This is a genomic window from Phaeovulum sp. W22_SRMD_FR3 (assembly GCF_052113705.1).
Taxonomy (GTDB): Bacteria; Pseudomonadota; Alphaproteobacteria; order Rhodobacterales; family Rhodobacteraceae; genus JBGQOG01.
Window position 1 is genome coordinate 31,930 of record NZ_JBGQOG010000019.1, and the last position, 20,583, is coordinate 52,512.

Here is a 20,583-nt window from a genome sequence, read left to right on the forward strand (position 1 = left end):
CGTTTGGCCAGCCTTATAGGGGCTAATGCACCGAGGATTTCGACAGAAGGTTGATGATAAGGATACCGGCGATGATGAAACCAAGGCCCACCATGGCCGCCAGATCCAGTTTTTGTCCAAAGAAGAGCCGCCCGGAGGCGGTGATCAGCAGAATGCCGATGCCCGACCACAGCGCGTAAGTGATGCCGAGAGGCAGTACTTTCAACACATGGGTAAAGCAATAGAAGGCGCCCGCAAAACCAACGATCACCCCCAGTGACGGCCAAAGCCGGGTGAATTGCTGGCTGGCCTGCAGGCAGGTTGAGCCAAAGGTCTCAAACAGCACCGCCACGAGCAGGTAGATATAAGTCTTCAGCATGGTGCGCCTCCGGCGGCAGGGTTCGGGCTGCTCATAGCCGATTCTGCCTCAGCTGACGACATACCAATCCCGCCGATGATTCAGCGCGATGACAAGATTGAGGATCATTGCCCCCAAAAGCGACCAGACCACCTTTTCCGGGGCCAGAACCGCGAGCGAGATCACGAACAGCACCGCATCATAGCCGATCTGCACCCAGCCCGCCCGGATCCCCCAGCGGTCCTGCACGATCACCGCCACGATGGAGACGCCGCCGAGGCTGGAGCCATGCCGGAACAGACCCAGCAGCCCGACGCCCGCGCAGACCCCGAACAACACCGCCGCAATCGCCGGGTTGAGATGGTCGATCACCAGCCAATGCGGCAGGGCCTCGGCCAGGGTCGAGACCAGCGTGACGCTGGCAAAGCTTTTGACCGCAAAGACCGGCCCTTTGCGCATCCAGGCGAGGGCATAGAAGGGCAGGTTGACCAGAAAGAACACACTGCCGAAATTCCAACTGGTCGCATAGGCGATCAGAAGGGCAAGCCCCGCCGTGCCGCCGGTGACCAGCCCCGCCGCGCGCAGAAGATGGATCCCCAGCGCGCATTGCACGGTGGATATGGCCAGACCCTGCGCATCCTCCAGCAGCGTATAGCGGCGGGCGGGCGTGGCGGTGATGGCGGTATGAGTAAGGTCAGCTTGCATGACCTATTTTCGCACGGCGCAGCCCGCCGGTCCAATGCTCGCGCTGCATGGCGCCACTGCGCCAAACGCATGGCTCCGGCGCGCGACGGCGCGGGGTGGCTCCGGCCACGGCTCAGGTGACGGTCCGGCTCAGGTGACGATATAGCGGTCCTTGCGGTGGTTGATCGCGATCACAAGGTTCAGGACCAGCGCGCCGAGAAATGACCAGGCCACGGTCACCGGCTCGCGCAGCATCAGGGCCACGGCAAACAGGCAGACGTCAAAGATCAGCTGCGTGTAGCCCGCGCGAAACCCGGTCTTGTCCTGCAGATAGAGCGCCACGATCCCGATCCCGCCCAGGCTCGCGCCATGCCGGAACAGCGCCATCAGCGCCGCCCCCGAGATGAAACCAAACAGCACCGCCCCCATGCCCGGCGCCAGATGCGCAAAGCTGACCCATCCGGGCATGACCGTGGTCAGCACAGACAGGATCCCAACGGCGACAAAGGTCTTGATGGTGAACCGCAGCCCCATGCGTTTGTAGCCCAGCCAGTAGAAAGGCAGGTTGATCACGAAGAAGACCGGCCCGAAACCCCAGCCGGTGGCATAGGAGATCAGCACCGCCGCCCCCGCCGTCTGCCCGGTGACAAAGCCGAGATGGGTGAGGATCAGGATGCCGAAACTGGCCATTGTGGCGCCAAAGACAAGGCCCTGGGCATCGTCGATCAGGCTGTGGTTCTGGGGTTCGCTCATCCGCCCTACATGCCAGCCCCGCCCCCGGGCGTAAAGGGGCCAGACAGGGGGCTTGCTTCGGGTGAAATATCCCCGCCGGAGGCTCCCGCAGATGCCCCGCCGCACCCCGGTGGGAATTTGCGCACAAACAGGCTTGGCAGAAGGGAGAACCCGTGGCATCTTGCCGCACATTGTCGCATCAGCACCAGCATCGGAGGGCGCATCATGACCACGTATTTTGCACAGCCCGCCGCTGCCGCCGGTCAGGCCATGGTTCAGGGCAAAGCCCGGACCGCGGGCTCAGGTCAGGGCGCTGCCCCGTCGGTAAACCCGCGACCGGGCACCCCGCGATCCGCCACCCTGCGATCGGCCACCCCGCGTCGGGATGCTCTGCGCGCCGTTTCACCGCGAAACCAACGCGGCTGAAAGCCCCGGGCCTGAGGGCCCTTCTTCTCAACCACAGCTGACCTCTGTCCGGGCTTTCGCGTCCGGAATCTGGGGTTCATTTTATCAGAAAGGCCGGTGCGCGTGGCGCCCGGATACCAAATGACCGACTCCCATCTCATGCGGGGGGCTGCCCCCGTGCTGCCGACCATTCCGAGTATCGAAAGCGTGCTTGCCGCACATGGTGCGGGCAAGGTGCTGCGCGCGGCACTGCTGGCGTTGCTGCGCGGGCAGGGCGATCCCGAAAAAGCACTGGTGGCGCTGCCCGATCACCTGCGGCGCGACATCGGCCTGCCGCGCAGTGCGGCACCCCCCGCCGATAGCCGCGACCTGCGGCTGCGGCAGTGGCCCTGATGCGGGGCCCCTGATCTGGGGGTGAATTGGGGGCGTTGACGCGTCCCACTGACCGGCGCGCTTATTGTGACCGCCGGACGCTCCGCGGGGGATATTTGTCATCAGGCAAAGTGCAGAGGGCGCGCCTGAGGCATAACCCCATGAAAAAGGGCCAGCATCTCTGCTGGCCCTTTGACATCTGATGGCGGGGTGGGATCAGCCCACCAGCGCTTTGTTCAGATATTCATCGACTTTCTCGAGGTAACCCATGGTCGAGAGCCATTTTTGATCCGGGCCGACCAGCAGCGCCAGATCCTTGGTCATGAAGCCGTCTTCGACGGTGGCCACGGTGACCTTTTCCAACGTCTCGGCAAAGCGCAGCAGCTGCGCGTTGTCGTCGAGTTTTGCGCGGTGCTTCAACCCGCCGGACCAGGCGTAGATCGAGGCGATGGAGTTGGTCGAGGTCTGTTTGCCCGCCTGGTGCTGGCGGTAGTGACGGGTCACGGTGCCATGTGCCGCTTCCGCTTCCACCGTCTTGCCATCCGGCGTCATCAGCACCGAGGTCATCAGCCCGAGCGAGCCAAAGCCCTGCGCCACGGTGTCCGACTGCACGTCGCCATCGTAGTTTTTGCAGGCCCAGACATAGCCGCCCGACCATTTCATCGCCGAGGCGACCATATCGTCGATCAGGCGGTGCTCGTAATGGATGCCCGCAGCTTTGAATTTGTCTTCAAATTCTTCGGCATAGACCTTGGCGAACAGATCCTTGAAGCGGCCGTCATAGGCTTTCAGGATGGTGTTCTTGGTCGAGAGATAGACCGGCCAGCCCTTGACCAGACCATAGTTCATCGAGGCGCGGGCAAAGTCGATGATCGACTCGTCCAGGTTGTACATCGCCATGGTGACGCCGGCGCCCGGTGCTTTGAACACTTCGCGCTCGATCACTTCGCCGTCGTCGCCGACGAATTTCAGCGTCACGGTGCCTTTGCCCGGGAAGCGGAAATCGGTGGCGCGGTATTGGTCGCCAAAGGCATGACGGCCCACCACGATCGGCTGGGTCCAGCCCGGCACCAGACGCGGGACGTTCTTGCAGATGATCGGCTCGCGGAAGATCACGCCGCCGAGGATGTTGCGGATGGTGCCGTTCGGCGATTTCCACATCTGCTTGAGGCCGAATTCCTCAACGCGCTGCTCATCCGGGGTGATCGTCGCACATTTGACGCCGACGCCGTATTTCTTGATCGCCTCGGCCGAGTCGATGGTGATCTGGTCGTTGGTGCGGTCGCGCTCTTCGATGCCCAGATCGTAATATTTCAGGTCAATGTCGAGGTAGGGCAGGATCAGCTTTTGTTTGATGAAATCCCAGATGATCCGGGTCATTTCATCGCCGTCGAGTTCGACGACGGGGTTGGCTACCTTGATCTTCGACATGAGGCCCTCTTGATGTTGGAGTCGATTGCCGCGTGCATAGCGGAAATCCGGCGTATTGGGAAGTGCGGTATGCAGATGTATACTGTATTGGCGCTGTTTTTCGCGCGGGGATGCACTAGATCAGTCGCATGAACAGGATCATCACCATAATCGCGCTGTCTTCCATCGGTTTTTTGCCGATTCCGGCAGCATCTCAGGGAATTCCGCGCGGCATGGTGGCGCTGTCGCAGCGGGTCTATGTCGATGCGGCGGCGAGTTCCGCCCAGCGCACGGCGATCCGTCGGCGGATTGCCGCTGCCGAGGCCGGCGTGGCGCAGCATTTCGGCGCGCTGCGGGTGGCGCCGATGTGGCAGGTCTGCGTGACGCCCGCCTGTGACGCGGCGAACCGGATCACCAGTCGGGCGCTGACCTATGGCCCCTTGCTGACGCAGATCTCCTCCAAGGCCTTTGCCGATGACAAAACCTATCTGCATGAGCATGTGCACACGCAGATGGCCGCGGCCTTGGGGTTGCAACTGGGCGGGGCGCGGCGCCTGCCGAACTGGTTTGATGAGGGGCTGGCGACGGTGATCTCGAGATCGGTGGGCTATCCTAAGAACCGCCGTGCAGATTGCGCCGCCGTGGCGCAGATGGCGCTGCCGAAAACCCGGGCGGAATTCGTGGCTTTGTCGAAACCAAAAGGGGCAGGGCCGGTTTACACCCGCTCGGCCTGTGCGGTGTTGAATTGGATGGATCAGGGGCGCGGCGCGCCCGAGGCCTGGGCGCAGCTGCGGGCGGGCAAAAGCCTGCCGTAAATCGCGCCGGAGCGGGGAATGCGGCGGGCCAGATTGGCCCGACCGCGCCTTTGCGGCCCCGCAGGGCCGGAGCACTCAGCTGGAATATTCGCCCATCCACAGCTCCATCCGATAGGCTTTGCCAGTGGCGCGCATCTTGGCGATCTTATCGAGCAGAATGAGCCGCATCCGCTTGGGTTCCATCGGAATTTCCCAATCGTCCTCGCCATCGAGGCCCATGATCGCCACGTCGATCTGACCGATTTCGCGGTCCTCGCGCAGCTCCCAGACCTCCATCGTATGCACCCATTCATCGAGCTTTTCGAGGCGGGGCGCCAGATGCTCCAGATCATCGAGGCTGGCCACTTTCACTGGGCCGTCCTCCAGCAAGGTCTTCACTTCGGCATTGGTCAGCGTCGGTTTGTAAATGCGGGCGGCCATGTCTATCTGCCTTTGAAAAATGCGGCGGTTTTCGCCTGAACATAGGGCCAGAGGCGCGGCGCGCCGCGGGCAACCTTGGCGCCAACGCGGGATTCCAGCTGCGCTGCGGTCACGTTGTATTCGATCCAGGTGCCACCGCCGGAGGCGATGTTGTGCAGCACCGGCTGCACCCGGTCGAGCGATTTGGCAAAGACCGCATCCGGGGTCTCGGCCGCCTCAAACTCTTCCCAGATCGCGCGAAGTTCAGCCTCCAGATCCTTGGGAAGTAATCCGAAAATACGGTCAGCGGCGGCGGCTTCCTTGGCGGCTTGCAGGGCCGCGTCATGCGCGCCGTGGATCGGTGTGTCGCCCGCATCAATCTCGACAAGATCATGCAGGATCAGCATTTTCACCACGCGCGAGATGTCCACCCCGGGGCCCGCCTGATCGGCCAGCACCAGCGCATAAAGCGTCAGATGCCAGCTGTGCTCGCCCGAGTTTTCCCGGCGCGAGCCATCGGCCAAAGTCGTCGCGCGCAGCACCTGTTTCAGCCGGTCCGCCTCCATCAGGAAGGCGAATTGCTGATCGAGGCGGCTCTGCGCTGCATCGTTCGGCGGCGGGGTCTGCACGATGCTCATGCGTCGCTTTCGGGCGAGATGAATTCCCGGTCGATGGTTTCGGCCTCTGCCCGCGCCGTGGCGAGGCGCGCGGCCAGATATTCGCGCGCCTTGACCTCAGCCATCCGCACCCGGATCGAGGTCATGAAGGCCTCCTGCATGGTTTGCGAGGCGGCCCCCAGCACTTTGGAGACTTCATTGACCAGCGAGGCATCGCCGGTTTCAGCGACGGCGGCCAGCGTGTCGCGGGCCAATGCGTCCCCCAGCTCGTCAATAAAGCTCATCTGCTGCCTTCGGTCAGACGGCGGCGGACATAGGTCTGCACGCTCGAAATCATCGGTTTCATATGCGCCTCGTCATCCTTGAAGAAGTGGTCGGCCCCTTCGACCTCTTCATGGGTGATGGTGATGCCCTTCTGCTCGCGCAATTTGCCGACGAGGGTCTGGGTATCTTTCGGCGGCGCGATGCGGTCGGCGGCGCCGTTGATGATCAGACCCGAGGCCGGGCAGGGTGCGAGGAAGCTGAAATCATACATGTTTGCCGGCGGGGCGACCGAGATGAAGCCGGTGATCTCGGGACGCCGCATCAGAAGCTGCATGCCGATCCAGGCCCCAAAGGAGAAACCCGCCACCCAGCAATGCTTGGAATTCGGGTTCATCGCCTGCAGGTAATCCAGCGCCGAGGCGGCATCCGACAGCTCGCCAATGCCCTGATCGTATTCGCCCTGGCTGCGCCCGACACCGCGGAAGTTGAACCGCAGCACGGTGAACCCCAACTTATGGAAAGCGTAGTGCAGGTTGTAGACGACGCGGTTGTTCATCGTGCCGCCAAATTGCGGATCGGGATGCAGAATGATCGCGATCGGTGCATCCGGCATCTGCTGGGGGTGGTAGCGGCCTTCCAGACGGCCTTCGGGGCCGGGGAAAATAACTTCGGGCATGAGCCTCGCCTGTAGCTGTGGGGGCTTTCGCAGCACCGTCGGAAAAGTTGACGGGTTCGCTGGGCTCCCCTAGTAGGGGGCAGCACTGCGTTGGGGCAGTCTGCCGATTGTGATCTGAGTTAAGCGGCCTTCCGTGCCACGTCAATGCTGGACGCGGAAGCAAGGGGCAAATGCGGGGCCATCTGGCCTGCTGTTTGGGAGAAATGCGATGAAATTGTCGACCAAAGGCCGTTATGCGATGGTGGCGCTGGTGGATCTGGCGATCGCCAAGGATGGCGAGCTGACCTCGCTTGCCGGGATTTCCAAACGGCAGGATCTGTCGCTGCCCTATCTGGAGCAGCTCTTCGTGCGGCTGCGGCGGGCGGGGCTGGTGACCTCGGTGCGCGGTCCCGGCGGCGGCTACCGTCTGGCGCGGCTGCCCGCCGAGATCCGGGTGAGCGAGATTTTCGAGGCGGTGGATGAGACCGTTTCCGCCATGCATATGGGGGCAGGGGCGACCGGTGGCGTCTCGGGCAGCCGCGCGCAGAGCCTGTCGAACCGGCTGTGGGAGAGCCTCTCGGCGCAGGTCTATGTGTTTTTGCACCAGACGACGCTGGCCGATGTGGTGAAAAACGGGCTGAAACCGTGCCCGGCGGTGCCGACCCTGTTTCATGTGGTGGATGAATGAGCCGGACCTATCTCGACCATAACGCCACCACGCCTTTGCGGCCTGAGGCGCGGGCGGCGATGCTGGCGGCGATGGATCTGTTCGGCAATCCCTCTTCGGTCCATGCCGAGGGCCGTGCGGCCAAGGGGCTGATCGAGACGGCGCGGGCGCAGATTTCCGCTGCGCTTGGTGCGGATGGTGCCGATATCATCTTTACCTCCTCGGCCACTGAGGCGGCAGCGCTAGGGATGGCCGGGCGTGATCTGGCGGTGGCGGAGATCGAGCATGACGCGGTGCTGAGCTGGGGCCGCCCGGCCCTGCCGGTGGACCGCGATGGCCGGGTGACGGTGACGGATCCGGCGCAATCTGCGCTGCAGCTGGCCAATTCGGAAACCGGGGTGATGCAGGATCTGCCGGAGGGGCTCTGGCTCTCGGATCTGACGCAGGCCTTTGGCAAGGTGCCGCTGGCCTTCAACTGGCTTGGCTGTCAGACGGCGCTGATCTCGGCGCATAAACTCGGCGGTCCGAAGGGGATCGGCGCGCTGATCGTCAAGCGCGGCACCGAAATTGCGGCGCAGCTGAAGGGCGGCGGGCAAGAGATGGGCCGCCGGGCGGGCACCGAAAACCTGATTGGAATCGCGGGCTTCGGGGCGGCGGCCGCGGCGGCGGCGGCGGATCTGGCGGCGGGTCGCTGGGACGAGGTTGCCGAACTTAGAAATATTCTAGAAAAGGCACTGGAAGCTGGCGCGGAAGATGTTATCTTTCCGGGTAGGAACGCCAGTCGGCTACCCAACACGCTCAATGTCCTGAGCCCCGGCTGGAAAGGCGAGACGCAAGTGATGCGGCTTGACCTCTCAGGCTTCGCGATTTCGGCCGGATCGGCCTGTTCGTCGGGGAAGGTGCGCGCCAGCCGGGTGCTGCGCGCGATGGGATATGACGAGATGGAAGCGGGCTCGGCCATCCGCATCTCACTGGGGTTGCAGACGACCCTGGCGGATGTGGAGCGCTTTGCGGATGCATGGCTTTCGGCCCGGGGCAAGCACCGGGGCCGGGCGGCCTGAAGGGCCCCGTCAGGGGCAAGATAGTTTAAGGACGGGGCGCAAGCCTCTGGCAAGGATGGAAAAGAACATGGCATTGGACGACGAGCTTGAAGTCCGCGAGGGCGTAGATCGTGAAACGGTCGAGACCGTCCAGAACATGGGCAGCTATAAATATGGCTGGGAAACCGAGATTGAGACGGAATATGCGCCGAAGGGTTTGAACGAGGATATCGTTCGGCTGATCAGCGAAAAGAACGGCGAGCCGGCATGGATGCTCGACTGGCGGCTTGAGGCCTATCGCCGCTGGCTGACCATGACCGAACCCAGCTGGGCGATGCTGAACTACCCTGAGATCGATTATCAGGACCAGTATTACTACGCCAAACCGAAAAGCATGGGCGACAAGCCCAAAAGCCTGGATGAGGTTGATCCCAAGCTGTTGGCGACCTATGCCAAGCTCGGTATCCCGCTGAAAGAGCAGGCCATTCTGGCAGGCGTCGAAGGGGCGGAGGCCGCGCTGGACGCGCCGCGCAAAGTGGCGGTGGATGCGGTCTTTGACAGCGTTTCCGTGGGCACCACCTTCAAGGAAGAGCTGAAAAAGGCCGGCGTCATTTTCTGCTCGATTTCGGAAGCCGTGCGCGAGCATCCGGAGCTGGTCAAGAAATACCTCGGCTCGGTCGTGCCGCAGTCGGACAACTTCTTTGCCACGCTGAATTCCGCTGTGTTTTCCGATGGTTCTTTCGTCTACATCCCCGAGGGCACCAAATGCCCGATGGAGCTGTCGACCTATTTCCGCATAAATGCCGAGAACACCGGCCAGTTTGAGCGCACGCTGATCATTGCCGAAAAAGGCTCGTATGTCAGCTACCTCGAAGGCTGCACGGCGCCGAAACGCGACACGCATCAGCTGCATGCGGCGGTGGTCGAGATTGTGATCCTCGAAGATGCCGAAGTGAAATATTCGACCGTGCAGAACTGGTATCCGGGCGATGAAAACGGTCTGGGCGGTATCTATAACTTCGTGACCAAGCGCGCCGATTGCCGCGGTGACCGGGCGAAAGTGATGTGGACGCAGGTGGAGACCGGCTCGGCGATCACCTGGAAATACCCCTCCTGCATTCTGCGCGGCAATGAGAGCCAGGGCGAGTTCTACTCGATCGCCATCGCCAACAATCATCAGCAGGCCGACACCGGCACCAAGATGATCCACCTTGGCAAGAACACCCGCTCACGCATTGTTTCCAAAGGGATTTCTGCCGGACATGCGCAGAATACCTATCGCGGTCAGGTCTCGATGCACCCGAAGGCGACCAACAGCCGCAACTATACGCAATGCGACAGCCTGTTGATCGGTGATCAATGCGGCGCGCATACCGTGCCCTATATCGAGGTGAAAAACACATCCTCCCGCGTCGAGCATGAGGCGACCACCTCGAAGGTGGACGACGATCAGCTCTTCTATTGCCGCGCCCGCGGCATGGATGAGGAAGAGGCCGTGGCGCTGGTGGTGAACGGCTTCTGCCGTGAGGTGCTGCAGGCGCTGCCGATGGAATTTGCCATGGAAGCTCAGGCACTTGTGGCGATTTCTTTGGAAGGGTCGGTCGGATGATCGTTACCACCACCGACCGCGTTGAAGGCCATCCGGTCACCCGCTACCACGGCATCGTGACCGGCGAAGCGATCATGGGCGCCAATGTGGTGCGCGATCTGTTCGCCTCGATCACCGATATCGTCGGCGGCCGCTCGGGGGCTTACGAGTCAAAGCTGAAAGACGCACGCGAAACCGCGCTGCGCGAGTTGGAAGAGCGCGCCCTGGCCTTGGGCGCAAACGCCGTGATCGGCGTGGACCTGGATTACGAAGTGGTCGGCAATTCGATGCTCATGGTGAGCGCATCCGGCACTGCCGTCACGATCGACTGAGGAAGAAAAATGCTGGAAATCAAGAACCTGCACGTCAAACTTGAAGATGAAGACAAGGTGATCCTGAAAGGGGTCAACCTGACCATCAACCCGGGCGAAGTGCATGCGATCATGGGGCCGAACGGCTCGGGGAAATCGACGCTTTCCTATGTGCTCTCGGGCCGCGATGGCTATGAGGTGACCGAGGGCTCGGCGACGCTGCTCGGCGAAGAGCTCTTGGAGATGGAACCGGAGGAGCGCGCGGCGCTCGGCCTCTTCCTCGCTTTCCAATATCCGGTGGAAATTCCGGGGGTTGGCAACATGACCTTCCTGCGCACCGCGGTGAATGCACAGCGCAAGGCGCGCGGTGAGGAAGAGCTGACGGCGGGTGAATTCCTGAAAGTCGTGCGTGAAAAGGCCAAGGCGCTCAAGATCGACGCCGATATGCTCAAGCGTCCGGTCAATGTGGGCTTCTCGGGCGGCGAGAAAAAGCGCAACGAAATCCTGCAGATGGCCATGCTTGAGCCGAAGATGTGCGTGTTGGACGAGACGGATTCGGGCCTCGACGTTGATGCGATGAAACTGGTGGCCGATGGCGTGAACGCTTTGCGCGATGCCGGGCGCTCCTTCCTCGTCATCACCCATTACCAGCGTCTCCTGGATCATATCGCACCGGATGTTGTGCACATCATGGCCGATGGCCGCATTCTGAAAACCGGCGGCCCCGAGCTGGCGCTGGAGGTTGAAAAGAACGGCTATGCCGCGATTCTGGCCGAAAACGGGCTGGAAGGGGTGCTCTGATGGCGGGTGCCGTGAAACCGGCCGAGGTGAAGGCCGCGGCGCTGGCCGCGCGGCTGACGGGGCTGAGCCTGCCGGAGGGTGGCTTTACCGCCCCCGCACGGGCGCAGGCCATGGCGCGTCTGCAGGCGATGGGCCTGCCGGGCAAGCGCGATGAATACTGGCGCTACACCGACCCGAGCTTGTTGACCGCGCCCGCGGCCACAGCGGCATCGCCGCATGACACGCAGGATGAGGCGCCGCTCTTCGCCGAGATCGCGGCGTTGCGTCTGGTGTTCAACGACGGCGTTTTCGATGCGGAAGCTTCGGATGCGCTGGCGGGCAGCGGGGTTGAGCTCCTGTCTTCGGTGCAGGCGCTGGATCTGCATTGGGCGCAGGGCCTTTACGGGGTGCTGGAAGCCTCGGGGCAAAAACCGGTGGACCGGCCCTTGGCCGCGCTGAACACCGCTGTCGCGCAAGAGGGCGTTTTGCTGCGCGTGACGCGTGTGGTCACCAAGCCGGTGCATCTGATTTACAACCATATTTCAGGTACCTCTGACAGCTATCTCCACCACTGCGTCAAGATTGAAGCCGGGGCCGAGCTGACGCTGATCGAGACGGGTGCCGCCGCCGCGCGCTGGAACCATGTGCTGGAAGTGGATGTGGCTGAGGGCGGCAAGTTCCACCATATCCGCAGCCAGGGCCGCGACCGCGAGCGTCAGGCCGCCACGCATATCTTTGCACGGATCGGCACCGGCGCGCTGTTCAAGAGCTTTACGCTGACTGCCAATGGCGTGATGACCCGCAACGAAGCGGTGATCGACATGCTCGGCGATGATGCGGTGGCGCATATCGCGGGGGCGGCTCTGGGCGATGGCCATTCGGGCAGCTTCCACCATGACGATACGGTTTTCATCACCCATGCGGGTCTGCGCGGCGAAAGCCGTCAGGTCTTTAAAAAGGTGTTGAAACATGGCGCTACCGGCGTTTTCCAAGGTAAGATCTGGGTCAAACAGGGCGCGCAAAAGACCGATGGTTATCAGATCAGCCAAGCGCTTTTGCTTGATGAGGACAGCCAGTTCCTCGCCAAGCCGGAGCTTGAGATCTATGCCGATGACGTGAAATGCTCGCATGGTTCGACCACCGGCGCGATCGACGAGACGGCGCTGTTCTACCTGCGCTCGCGCGGCGTGCCGCAGGAAGAGGCGATTTCGCTTTTGGTGCTGTCCTTCCTCGCCGATACGATCGCCGAGATCGAGGATGAGGCGTTGCAGGCCGAGATTGTCGACCGTCTGGAAGGCTGGCTGGCCCGGAGACGGTAATGGCGGTCAGCGATGATATTCTGGCCTCCTATCGGGGTCCGCGCCGGGTTCTGGCGCGGATCCTTGCGGCACCGCGGCGCGAGGATCGGCCGCTCGGCTATCTGATCGCGGCGCTGATCGTCGGCTTTATCGCCCTCTGGCCCGGGATGGCGCGGGACGCGCATTTCGCCCCCGAGGTGCCGCTTGGTCAGCGCATGCTGGGCGCGGCCCTGGGGATGCTGGTCCTGGTGCCGGTTTTCTATTTGCTCGCCGGGGCAAGTGCTTATGTGGCAAAGCTCATTTGGGGACGGCTGGATTTCTACGGCGCCCGCGTGGCTTTGTTCTGGGCCTTGCTGGCGGCATCGCCCTTGATGCTTTTGCAGGGCCTGGTGTCGGGCTTCATCGGTGGCGGGCCGCAGTTGACCCTGACCGGGGCCTTGGTTTTTTGCGTTTTCGCCTGGTTTTGGATCAGCGGTTTGCGACTATCGGCATTGGGCGGGGAGCACGTGGATGGAGCTTAGTTTTGCATCATTGATGCCCTTGGTCCGCGAGAGTTTCCGCGCGCCGAAGGTGACCTTTGCGCAGATCCTGGCGCTGGCGCCCAGCCTGGAAGCGCGGGTTCTGGCGGCGGCGGCGGTCACCGTTCTGTCGGCGCTGATCGGGCATCTGGCCAATATCCTGTTTCCGGTTCCCATGGAGTCAGCCTTCACCTGGGCGACGACATCACCGCTCAGGCTCTTGCTGATTCAAGGGCTTATGATCTGCTACACGGTGGCTGCCGTCACCGTCGTCGGCCGCATGTTTCGCGGGACGGGCAAGGCAGCCGACGCGCTGTTGCTGGTCGTTTGGATCGAGTTCATCCTGCTGATCCTGCAAGCCGTCCAGCTGGTGATGATGGTGCTGTTTCCGTTGGTGGCGACGCTGGCCGGCATCGCCTCGGTGGGGCTGTTCTTTTGGTTGCTGACGCAGGTGGTGGCGGTGCTGCACGGGTTCAAAAAGCTGCCGCTGATTTTTCTGGGCATTCTGGGCACGATTTTCATCAGTGCGCTGGCGCTGAGTTTCCTTCTGTCCTTGCTGGGTTTCCCGGCGCTGGAGATGTGACATGTATGACATTGATGCGATCCGCGCCGACTTTCCGATCCTGTCGCGCGAGGTGAACGGCAAGCCGCTGGTCTATCTCGACAATGGCGCCTCGGCGCAAAAACCGCGGGTGGTGATCGACGCGATGACCCGCGCGTATGAGCATGAATATGCGAATGTTCACCGTGGCTTGCACTATCTTTCGAACCTTGCGACGGAGAAGTATGAGAGCACCCGTGCGGTCATCGCGCGCTTTCTGAACGCGCCGGATGAGGAAGAGATTGTCTTTACCACCGGTGCGACCGAGGGGATCAATCTGATCTCTTACGCCTGGGCCGCGCCGCGCTTGCAGGCGGGGGACGAGATCATCCTGTCGGTGCTTGAGCATCACGCCAATATCGTGCCCTGGCATTTCCTGCGCGAGCGTCAGGGCGTCGTGCTGAAATGGATCGAGCCTGAAGATGACGGCAGTCTTGATCCGCAAAAGGTTCTGGCGGCCATTGGCCCGAGGACCAAGCTGATCGCAATCACCCATATGTCCAACGTGTTGGGCACCAAAGTTGATGTGACCACCATCTGCAAAGCTGCGCGCGCCGCAGGGGTCGCGGTGCTGATTGACGGCAGCCAGGCCGCCGTGCATGGTCCGGTGGACGTGGCCGCCATTGGCTGCGATTTCTATGCCATCACCGGGCATAAACTCTATGGTCCCTCGGGGTCGGGCGCGATCTACATCCGGCGCGAGCGGATGCAGGAGATGCGCCCCTTCCTCGGCGGCGGCGACATGATCCGCGAAGTCAGCCGCGATGTCGTGACCTATGCCGAGCCGCCGCTGCGGTTTGAGGCGGGAACGCCGGGCATCGTGCAGCAGATCGGTCTGGGTGTGGCGCTCGACTATCTGATGTCGATTGGCATGGATAAGATTGCCGCGCATGAGGCAATGCTGCGTGACTATGCGCAGGCCCGTTTCGCGGGGTTGAACTGGTTGAACGTTCACGGTCAAGCCGCTGGAAAAGGCGCGATTTTCTCCCTCGCGATTGCGGGACAGGCGCATGCGCATGACATCTCGACCGTGCTGGACAAGCGGGGCATTGCGGTGCGGGCGGGCACGCATTGCGCGATGCCGCTGATGCAGCATCTGGGCATCAGTGCGTCGGCCCGCGCCTCGTTTGGCATGTACAACACCACGGGTGAAGTGGACGCTTTGGTCTCGGCGCTGGAACTCTGCCACGAGCTCTTTGGGTAAATGCATGGCGGGGGGATGAAAATTGCCTCCGCCGGTGCGCGGCCCATTGCAGGGGACTGCGCGAGCGGTTATAGAACGCTCATCCGGCGCACCCGTAGCTCAGCTGGATAGAGCGCTGCCCTCCGAAGGCAGAGGTCACTGGTTCGAATCCAGTCGGGTGCACCACTTTCAGAATATTATGATTGCTTTCAACTGCTTGCTCGGCCGGTTTGGAAATTTTCAATCACGGTTTACCGTGTTCCCATATCGTTCCGCACTTAGAATTCCTTTCTGATCCGCCTGCCGCGTGTAATGCGCGATCTCCGAGAGGCTAGCATGTCCGGTCCATGCGCCGATTTGCAGCGCCGAGGCACCGGCTTCGGCCAAGGCTGCGGCGCGGGCTTTGCGCAATCCATGGGCCGTGCAATCGGCGGCGAGTCCGGCGGCTTTGGCATTGGCGCTCATCCATTGGCTAAGGCCTTTTACGCTCCGCGGCTTGCCTGTGCCTGTGGTGATCCAAAATGCTGTCTCAGGCGACAGAGCCGCGAGGAAATGCTCGTGATCCGCGCGCATGCTGCGCGCCCAATTAGGCAGAACCCGCACCGGGCAGGTGGCGGGGCCTTTGGTCTTGGCCTGAACATAGGCCAACCATCCCGATCCATCGACACGGGACCATCCGAGCGCCACGGCATCAACGCAGCGTGCGCCGGTCCAGTAAATGACCTCGAAGGCGATGCGCTCGGGCGCACCCGTGGGCCAATGGGCGCGATAGGCTGCAATCTCGGTTGCGGTCCATTGCCGGTGCGGCGTGACCTCGCCTCGCTGGGCTTTGATCCCGAAGCTTGGGTCGCTGATGATCCAGCCTTCCTCGACAGCGAATTTCAGAATCGAGCGCCAGGCCTTGATCCGGTTCGATGCCGCGCCGGGCGTCAGCGCCCTGATATCCTTGCGGATATGATCCGGCCGCAGATCCGAGACCATTCCCTTGCCGCGCTGCTCGCGGATGCGGTCCAGCGTGTTGCGCCACACATTGCGCGTGCTGGGTGCCAGTCGCGCATATTCCGGCGACCGCAGGTAGGCCACGCAGAGTGCGGCAATGCTGCCCGCCACCTCACGGTTGATCGGCTTTGCGGGCGCGGAACCTGCTGCGGCATAGGCGGCAAGAAAGCGCGGGTCATTCTCCGGCAGATCGGGGAGGCGGTGCAGCGTGGTGCCAACCCGGCGGTAGATATAGCGCTGGCCATTCTTCTTTGTGATGACCTTGATTCCGGTCAGTCGAATACCGCGTCGCATGTGTTTCCTTTGGGAGTTGCGGCCTCGGTCGGAAGATCGGAGGCATAGGTGTCCAGATCGAGGCGATCAAACAGGCGTTTGGCACCCAGCATTTTTCGCGGAATTCCAAGCGTCAGCAATTTGGACATGCTGACGCCGAGGTAATGCGCAGCCTCGGGGGCGGGCATCAGGCGGGGCGCAAAATGCGGCTCGTGCTTACCCATGTCGGACCTCCTGTTCTCGGGCACATCCGCCCCATTGGTTAGCGCAGGCTTCGGCGATGCCGGTGAAGCTGCGGGATCTGAATTTCCAGCGGTCTGGCCCGGGCGGGGCGCGGTGGATGGCGGACCATGCTTTGTGCCGGTCTGGCTCCTGCGCCTTCCTGGGCGGCGACAGGCGGTTTGTGGCGGTCAGCGGGGCAAGGCCGCGCAGATAGAAGCCGGTCGCCTTGAAGTAGGGCTCGCCGAACCACCACGGCTGGACGATCTGCGGCTTTGGCAGATCGGTGGGCAGCAGGGCGCGGGCGTGGCGGTGCATCACCGGGTTCTCAATGGCGATGCGCGGGATCGGGGCGCGCCAGCAGTCCGAGAAGAGCGCAGCGCCCGCCTCCAGCTCAGCCTGCATATCGGCGGCGGTGCGGCCGGGCGGCGGAACGTGCAGCCACCGCACCCCGGAATTGCAGAGCCGCGTGCAGGGTGGATGCATCACCGCCAGCATGTCCCAGCCGTCGTGCAGATGGTCCCGCACGTCGCCCCGGATGTGGCGGTTGCTGCCGTCCTCGGCCGCCAGCAGATCGCAGGACCAGACGTCATGCCCGCGCGCGGCAAAGGCCCGGCGCATCACGCCCGAGGTCTCGCAGCCGATCAGGATCCGCATCGGGGTCATGTCATCCCCAATGAGGCTTTGTAGAGATCCATGATCGCCTCTTCCTCGGCGAGGTCGTTCTTGTCGCGCTTCCGTTCGGCGATGATTTTCTTGATGACTTTGGTGTTGTAACCGCGGCCCTTGGCCTCGGCCATCACCTCTTTCTGCTGATCGGCGATGTCCTGCTTTTCCGCCGCAAGATGCTCGTATTGCTCGATGAACTGGCGCAGCTCGTCGGCGGTCACGTCGAAAGCGGTCTGGTTGTGTTTGCGGAAGTCCGGATCGTCCTTCATCGGCGGCTTGCCCTGTTCCTGGCGCAGGCGGTCATGGGCCGCGCCGATTTGGGCCGCCAGAGCGGGTTTTTCGTCTTTGGGCATCTGAACCTCAGGAAGAAAGGGCCCCGGTGGCCGGGGAGGAGCGTCAACAGCCGCCGGGGCAGGTGGCGCGGTTGATCCGCGCGGATTGTTCAATAGCGGGGCGCGCCAGCTTCGAGCGTGATGCGCAGGGAGACGGCGGTGGCGAGGGCCGCGCGGGCGAAGAGCAACCCGCCGAGGCAGATCAGCGCCACCAGAAGGACGGTGGGCCAGAGGCTCGGGCGCTCGGGCGGTGTGCGCAGGTTCAGAAAGCGGGCGCTGCGGTCGGGATCCTGCATCAGCGGAACTCCAGCGTGAGCGGCAGCGGCTCGCCCGTCTCTTCGTGCAGAGTATCGGGTTTCAGGTGCCAGCGGCGGCTCCGCAGGATTTTGCGAACACGGTGGAGGGCGATGCCCGTCTCGCGCGCCAGCTCCGGTGCCGTGCCGTACCAGTTCCGGGCATTGGCGGCGCGGTAAAGGGTGAAGGGTTCGATCTGGGCAGTGTTGTGCGCTTGAACGGATTTTTCTTGCACGTTGTCTCTCCTCTTGTTGGAGAGAGATAATGTACAGAAAAAATGGACTGTCAAATACTAATGTACAAAAAATATGTACTTCCTTACGCTGCCTCCCCGGCTCTTCTCTCCTGGTGAAGCGGATTTCGTTTACCCACAGGAATCTGACTGGCAGGTGATTGACCCGCGCAGGCGTCCTGCCGTAACAGGAACGAATATAGAACAAAAAGATTGTGAGGTGTCGGTGAAGATGCAGTTTTGGCTTGGGAGAATTGCAAGGAAGTTAGGCTTGGACCTTAACCTTCTCTTTGATCCCATTCATTGTTTGCGGCTTCGAGCGCGGCGAACAGCTTCTCCTGAACGTCACCCGGAAGTTGAGCAAAGTCGCCATTCATCATGAAATTGAAGTCTATCCGGTAGGCGCGGTACAGATGCTTCATCACGGTACGGTTGGGATGGGTAAGCCCTGCTTCCGCGTTGTTGAGCACTTGCTTCGTCGTGCCGATCTCTTTTGCCAAGTTCTGTTGGCTCAGGCCGGTGAAAGCGCGCGCAGCACGCAGCCTGATGGCGCATGCCGCTAGGCCCATATCGTTCTGGTGGGCAAGCCGCTGTTTCTGTTCGAAATCCATAGTTCAGTTATAGACCCCGTACAGAAATATTGAACTCACTCCGGCATGTACCTTGTCGGTACAGAATTTTTGTACTACGCCATGTGCATGTCTCGATTTGGGGGATGCACATGACAGTCCAGACTATTTGCGATGTTCTTGGGCGACGGTCCATCGCGGCCCGGGTTCGGGTTGGCCTTCCAGCCGTCAGCAATGCTTCGGTTGCGGGGCGGTTTCCGGCGCGATGGTACCTCGCGATCCGTGCGATGTGCGACGAGGCGGGGATTGCCTGCCCGGATGAACTTTTCAGCTTCATTCCCACCTCCGGCGGCGTCGGTGTCGAGCGAGATGCGGCATGAGTGGCACCATTCACTGCCAGGGTTTGTCCCGTTGGCACTTTTCAACTGCCCGGCCGGCTGCCTGCTTTCAAGAAAACCACGTTGCTGAAGGGGCTGCACATGTCTGACCCGGTGCTTATTCTCAACGCCCATATGTCGGCGTTGGTCTCACGCCTCGGTTGCTTTGACGCGGTGGCGGAAACGCTGACCGCGCGCTGGGGCGGGGGCTGTTCCAAGGGGACGATCAGCCGCAAGGTCTCGGGTTCGCTCGATTGGACCGTGCGCGACGTGATCGGCATTGAAGATGCGCTCAGCGAGTTCCCGGTGACCCGGATGCTCGAGCGGCGGCGGGCCGGGGTCGCGGTGGCGGCGCCGGTCAGCATGATCCTGCAGGCGGGCGCGATCAGCCGCGAGACGGGCGAGGCGGTGGGGGCGATCCTTGCCGCCGAGCAATCGGCCCGCGCCGAGGACCGCGCGCAGGCCTGCAAGGAGATCACCGAAGCGATTGCGGCGCTGCAAACGGCGCTCTCACGTCTGGAGGCCGCAGCATGATCCCCGCGCGCGCCGGACCGCAACTGATCGATACGGGGGATTTGCCGCTCTATCCCATCGATGCCAGCGCCCGGTTGACCGCGCATTATTTCACCATGTGGCGGCATGACCAATTCCTGGCGTCTGATCTGCATCTGCTGGCCAGCTATGAGGTGCAAGGCGTAGCGCGGGCGCTGTTCGATTACGCCCAGAAGCAAACGCCCATCGGCACCCTGCCGGATGATGATCTGCGGCTGTCCAAGTTGTTGCGGATCGATCTGGCAAGCTGGAAGGATCTGCGCGCCCGCAGCATCGGCCCGCTGCACCAATGGCAGCGCTGCCGCTGTGGTGACGAGATCCGGCTGATGCATCCGGTGGTGCTCGAGGTCGCGATGGCGGCGATTGAAAAGCGCGATCTGCGGGAGGCCAGCAATGCCGACAAGGCGGTCTATCAGCGGCAGCGCCGGTTGCGTGAGGCGCTGACCGAATTGGGCTGCAGCCGCGATGTGATCGCCGATGAAGTGCTGATCACCCGGATGGATGACTGGCTGCTGGAGACCTGCCGCAGCAACCGGCGCACCCGTGCCGTCTATGAGCGGGCCTTGGCGCATGCGGGCGCGCAGGGTTGGTTTGGCTCTGGCCGCAAGCGGTTTGAATCATTCAATAATTAGTGTTCCCGGAACAGTAATTACTGTTCCGGAACGTTCCAGCACTGTTCGGGAACAGTTCCGGCCTAAAGGAAAGGATAGGAAATGAAATCAAAAAACACCTTCCGTGCCGTGTCACTCCGGCGTGCCGTGCCTGTGGATAACCCGGGATTTGCTGAGAAAGGGCTGGGGTGATGAGCGAGGCAAAGGCAGAATACCGGGCGCGGGTGAAGGCGCTGCTGGTGGAGCGTTTGAGGCTGGCGGGTTTGCGCCGTCCGTCCAGGTTCTCGGTGGCGGATCAGGATGCGGTGGCGCTGCGGCTCGGTGAGAGGCTGGGTTATATGACGGCGGAGAACCTAAAGACCTTGGCCGAGACTCTGATCAACAATTCTGGCGACGGGATCTGGCCGAGCGAGCGGGTGGTGATGATCTTCGCCCACTCCTTGCAGGAACCGCCGCTGACCGAGCATCGGATCATCGGTTCCTGGCTTGCCTCGGTCGAGGGGCCGAAGGCGGAGGCGGGCGGCTATCTGGTCGAGCTTTACCGCTATCTCGCGCGGGCGGGGCGGCCGCCGATGCCGGTGGATGCGCGGCAGATCCGCACCGATGCGGCGGCGAATGCGCGGCAGGTGATGCTGATCCGCGACCGGATCGGGCGGGATGCGGCGGGGGCCGAGGATCGGGCATGGCTGGAGCATTATCTGGCAGATCAACAGGCGGCGCGGGCCATTGTGGCGGCGGGCGCAGAGAAACGGGCAGAAGACAAAGGGCAGGCGGCATGAT

The 20,583-nt window shown here is 62.4% G+C and carries 29 protein-coding genes and 1 tRNA gene; 15 read left to right on the forward strand and 15 right to left on the reverse strand.

What is annotated here, in order from left to right; translation table 11 throughout:
* Positions 1-22: 22 nt before the first annotated feature.
* The 3 genes from ACEN2S_RS18795 to ACEN2S_RS18805 form a co-directional block, all read right to left on the reverse strand.
* Positions 23-358: a DMT family transporter gene (locus tag ACEN2S_RS18795; protein WP_441869052.1), complete on the reverse strand. Its 336-nt coding sequence runs from the start codon at positions 356-358 to the stop codon at positions 23-25.
* Between the two features lie 48 nt (positions 359-406).
* Complete coding sequence (locus tag ACEN2S_RS18800) at positions 407-1,042, reverse strand: YitT family protein (protein ID WP_441869055.1); 636 nt, start codon at positions 1,040-1,042, stop codon at positions 407-409.
* Positions 1,043-1,171: 129 nt separating this feature from the next.
* Positions 1,172-1,774, reverse strand: coding sequence for a YitT family protein (locus ACEN2S_RS18805; protein WP_441869058.1), 603 nt, complete (start codon positions 1,772-1,774; stop codon positions 1,172-1,174).
* A gap of 525 nt (positions 1,775-2,299) precedes the next feature.
* Here ACEN2S_RS18805 and ACEN2S_RS18810 point away from each other — a divergent pair.
* Entirely contained in the window at positions 2,300-2,551 is a 252-nt protein-coding gene (locus ACEN2S_RS18810) for a hypothetical protein (protein WP_441869061.1), read from the forward strand.
* Positions 2,552-2,746: 195 nt separating this feature from the next.
* Here the strand turns inward: ACEN2S_RS18810 and ACEN2S_RS18815 are convergent, their stop codons facing one another.
* Entirely contained in the window at positions 2,747-3,961 is a 1,215-nt protein-coding gene (locus tag ACEN2S_RS18815) for an NADP-dependent isocitrate dehydrogenase (protein ID WP_441869064.1), read from the reverse strand.
* A gap of 128 nt (positions 3,962-4,089) precedes the next feature.
* Here ACEN2S_RS18815 and ACEN2S_RS18820 point away from each other — a divergent pair, with 128 nt between their 5' ends.
* A complete protein-coding gene (locus ACEN2S_RS18820) occupies positions 4,090-4,755 on the forward strand; it encodes a hypothetical protein (protein WP_441869067.1) in 666 nt (221 codons plus the stop codon).
* Positions 4,756-4,830: 75 nt separating this feature from the next.
* On the opposite strand, the gene ACEN2S_RS18825 is transcribed toward ACEN2S_RS18820, so the two are convergent.
* The 4 genes from ACEN2S_RS18825 to ACEN2S_RS18840 are packed head-to-tail and all read right to left on the reverse strand — an operon-like array spanning position 4,831 to position 6,711.
* The gene (locus ACEN2S_RS18825) at positions 4,831-5,175 is read right to left on the reverse strand and encodes a hypothetical protein (RefSeq protein WP_441869070.1); all 345 of its coding nucleotides are present in this window, start codon (positions 5,173-5,175) and stop codon (positions 4,831-4,833) included.
* 2 nt (positions 5,176-5,177) lie between these two features.
* Positions 5,178-5,792 carry an HD domain-containing protein gene (locus ACEN2S_RS18830; protein WP_441869073.1) on the reverse strand — a complete coding sequence of 205 codons (615 nt, stop codon included), beginning with the start codon at positions 5,790-5,792 and terminating at the stop codon, positions 5,178-5,180.
* A complete protein-coding gene (locus ACEN2S_RS18835) occupies positions 5,789-6,055 on the reverse strand; it encodes a hypothetical protein (protein WP_441869076.1) in 267 nt (88 codons plus the stop codon). Before ACEN2S_RS18835 ends, ACEN2S_RS18830 begins: the two co-directional genes overlap by 4 nt.
* Positions 6,052-6,711 (reverse strand): alpha/beta hydrolase, encoded by a 660-nt coding sequence (locus tag ACEN2S_RS18840; protein WP_441869079.1) that lies wholly within the window; start codon positions 6,709-6,711, stop codon positions 6,052-6,054. The genes ACEN2S_RS18835 and ACEN2S_RS18840 overlap by 4 nt, the downstream gene beginning before the upstream one ends.
* A gap of 208 nt (positions 6,712-6,919) precedes the next feature.
* Here ACEN2S_RS18840 and ACEN2S_RS18845 point away from each other — a divergent pair, with 208 nt between their 5' ends.
* The 10 genes from ACEN2S_RS18845 (at position 6,920) to ACEN2S_RS18890 (ending at position 14,862) form a co-directional block, all read left to right on the forward strand.
* Positions 6,920-7,378: an Rrf2 family transcriptional regulator gene (locus ACEN2S_RS18845; protein WP_441869082.1), complete on the forward strand. Its 459-nt coding sequence runs from the start codon at positions 6,920-6,922 to the stop codon at positions 7,376-7,378.
* The gene (locus tag ACEN2S_RS18850) at positions 7,375-8,418 is read left to right on the forward strand and encodes a cysteine desulfurase family protein (protein ID WP_441869084.1); all 1,044 of its coding nucleotides are present in this window, start codon (positions 7,375-7,377) and stop codon (positions 8,416-8,418) included. The genes ACEN2S_RS18845 and ACEN2S_RS18850 overlap by 4 nt, the downstream gene beginning before the upstream one ends.
* A gap of 67 nt (positions 8,419-8,485) precedes the next feature.
* A complete protein-coding gene (sufB, locus tag ACEN2S_RS18855; protein ID WP_441869087.1) occupies positions 8,486-10,006 on the forward strand; it encodes a Fe-S cluster assembly protein SufB in 1,521 nt (506 codons plus the stop codon).
* A complete protein-coding gene (locus ACEN2S_RS18860) occupies positions 10,003-10,317 on the forward strand; it encodes a heavy metal-binding domain-containing protein (RefSeq protein WP_441869090.1) in 315 nt (104 codons plus the stop codon). The genes sufB and ACEN2S_RS18860 overlap by 4 nt, the downstream gene beginning before the upstream one ends.
* Before the next feature lie 9 nt (positions 10,318-10,326).
* Positions 10,327-11,097, forward strand: a complete 771-nt coding sequence (gene sufC, locus ACEN2S_RS18865) for a Fe-S cluster assembly ATPase SufC (RefSeq protein WP_441869093.1) — start codon at positions 10,327-10,329, stop codon at positions 11,095-11,097.
* Complete coding sequence (locus ACEN2S_RS18870; RefSeq protein WP_441869096.1) at positions 11,097-12,395, forward strand: SufB/SufD family protein; 1,299 nt, start codon at positions 11,097-11,099, stop codon at positions 12,393-12,395. Before sufC ends, ACEN2S_RS18870 begins: the two co-directional genes overlap by 1 nt.
* The gene (locus ACEN2S_RS18875) at positions 12,395-12,895 is read left to right on the forward strand and encodes a YIP1 family protein (protein ID WP_441869099.1); all 501 of its coding nucleotides are present in this window, start codon (positions 12,395-12,397) and stop codon (positions 12,893-12,895) included. The genes ACEN2S_RS18870 and ACEN2S_RS18875 overlap by 1 nt, the downstream gene beginning before the upstream one ends.
* Positions 12,885-13,475, forward strand: a complete 591-nt coding sequence (locus ACEN2S_RS18880) for a YIP1 family protein (protein WP_441869102.1) — start codon at positions 12,885-12,887, stop codon at positions 13,473-13,475. Before ACEN2S_RS18875 ends, ACEN2S_RS18880 begins: the two co-directional genes overlap by 11 nt.
* Position 13,476: 1 nt before the next feature.
* Entirely contained in the window at positions 13,477-14,697 is a 1,221-nt protein-coding gene (locus tag ACEN2S_RS18885) for a cysteine desulfurase (RefSeq protein WP_441869105.1), read from the forward strand.
* A gap of 88 nt (positions 14,698-14,785) precedes the next feature.
* A tRNA-Arg gene (locus tag ACEN2S_RS18890) sits at positions 14,786-14,862 on the forward strand.
* A gap of 54 nt (positions 14,863-14,916) precedes the next feature.
* Here the strand turns inward: ACEN2S_RS18890 and ACEN2S_RS18895 are convergent.
* From ACEN2S_RS18895 to ACEN2S_RS18925, 7 genes are all read right to left on the reverse strand, one after another.
* Entirely contained in the window at positions 14,917-15,969 is a 1,053-nt protein-coding gene (locus ACEN2S_RS18895) for a site-specific integrase (RefSeq protein WP_441869108.1), read from the reverse strand.
* Positions 15,948-16,172 (reverse strand): DNA-binding protein, encoded by a 225-nt coding sequence (locus tag ACEN2S_RS18900; protein WP_441869111.1) that lies wholly within the window; start codon positions 16,170-16,172, stop codon positions 15,948-15,950. Before ACEN2S_RS18900 ends, ACEN2S_RS18895 begins: the two co-directional genes overlap by 22 nt.
* Complete coding sequence (locus ACEN2S_RS18905) at positions 16,165-16,833, reverse strand: hypothetical protein (protein ID WP_441869114.1); 669 nt, start codon at positions 16,831-16,833, stop codon at positions 16,165-16,167. Before ACEN2S_RS18905 ends, ACEN2S_RS18900 begins: the two co-directional genes overlap by 8 nt.
* Positions 16,830-17,105: a DUF2312 domain-containing protein gene (locus tag ACEN2S_RS18910; RefSeq protein ID WP_441869243.1), complete on the reverse strand. Its 276-nt coding sequence runs from the start codon at positions 17,103-17,105 to the stop codon at positions 16,830-16,832. Before ACEN2S_RS18910 ends, ACEN2S_RS18905 begins: the two co-directional genes overlap by 4 nt.
* 173 nt (positions 17,106-17,278) lie before the next feature.
* Positions 17,279-17,464, reverse strand: coding sequence for a hypothetical protein (locus tag ACEN2S_RS18915; RefSeq protein ID WP_441869117.1), 186 nt, complete (start codon positions 17,462-17,464; stop codon positions 17,279-17,281).
* A complete protein-coding gene (locus ACEN2S_RS18920) occupies positions 17,464-17,697 on the reverse strand; it encodes a hypothetical protein (protein WP_441869120.1) in 234 nt (77 codons plus the stop codon). Before ACEN2S_RS18920 ends, ACEN2S_RS18915 begins: the two co-directional genes overlap by 1 nt.
* Positions 17,698-17,972: 275 nt before the next feature.
* Positions 17,973-18,305: a helix-turn-helix transcriptional regulator gene (locus tag ACEN2S_RS18925; protein ID WP_441869123.1), complete on the reverse strand. Its 333-nt coding sequence runs from the start codon at positions 18,303-18,305 to the stop codon at positions 17,973-17,975.
* Between the two features lie 437 nt (positions 18,306-18,742).
* Between ACEN2S_RS18925 and ACEN2S_RS18930 the strand changes: the two genes are divergently transcribed.
* The 3 genes from ACEN2S_RS18930 (at position 18,743) to ACEN2S_RS18940 (ending at position 20,582) form a co-directional block, all read left to right on the forward strand.
* Entirely contained in the window at positions 18,743-19,174 is a 432-nt protein-coding gene (locus ACEN2S_RS18930; protein WP_441869126.1) for a hypothetical protein, read from the forward strand.
* Positions 19,171-19,824 (forward strand): hypothetical protein, encoded by a 654-nt coding sequence (locus ACEN2S_RS18935; protein ID WP_441869129.1) that lies wholly within the window; start codon positions 19,171-19,173, stop codon positions 19,822-19,824. Before ACEN2S_RS18930 ends, ACEN2S_RS18935 begins: the two co-directional genes overlap by 4 nt.
* A gap of 170 nt (positions 19,825-19,994) precedes the next feature.
* Positions 19,995-20,582 carry a hypothetical protein gene (locus tag ACEN2S_RS18940; protein WP_441869132.1) on the forward strand — a complete coding sequence of 196 codons (588 nt, stop codon included), beginning with the start codon at positions 19,995-19,997 and terminating at the stop codon, positions 20,580-20,582.
* The last annotated feature ends 1 nt before the right edge of the window (position 20,583 follow it).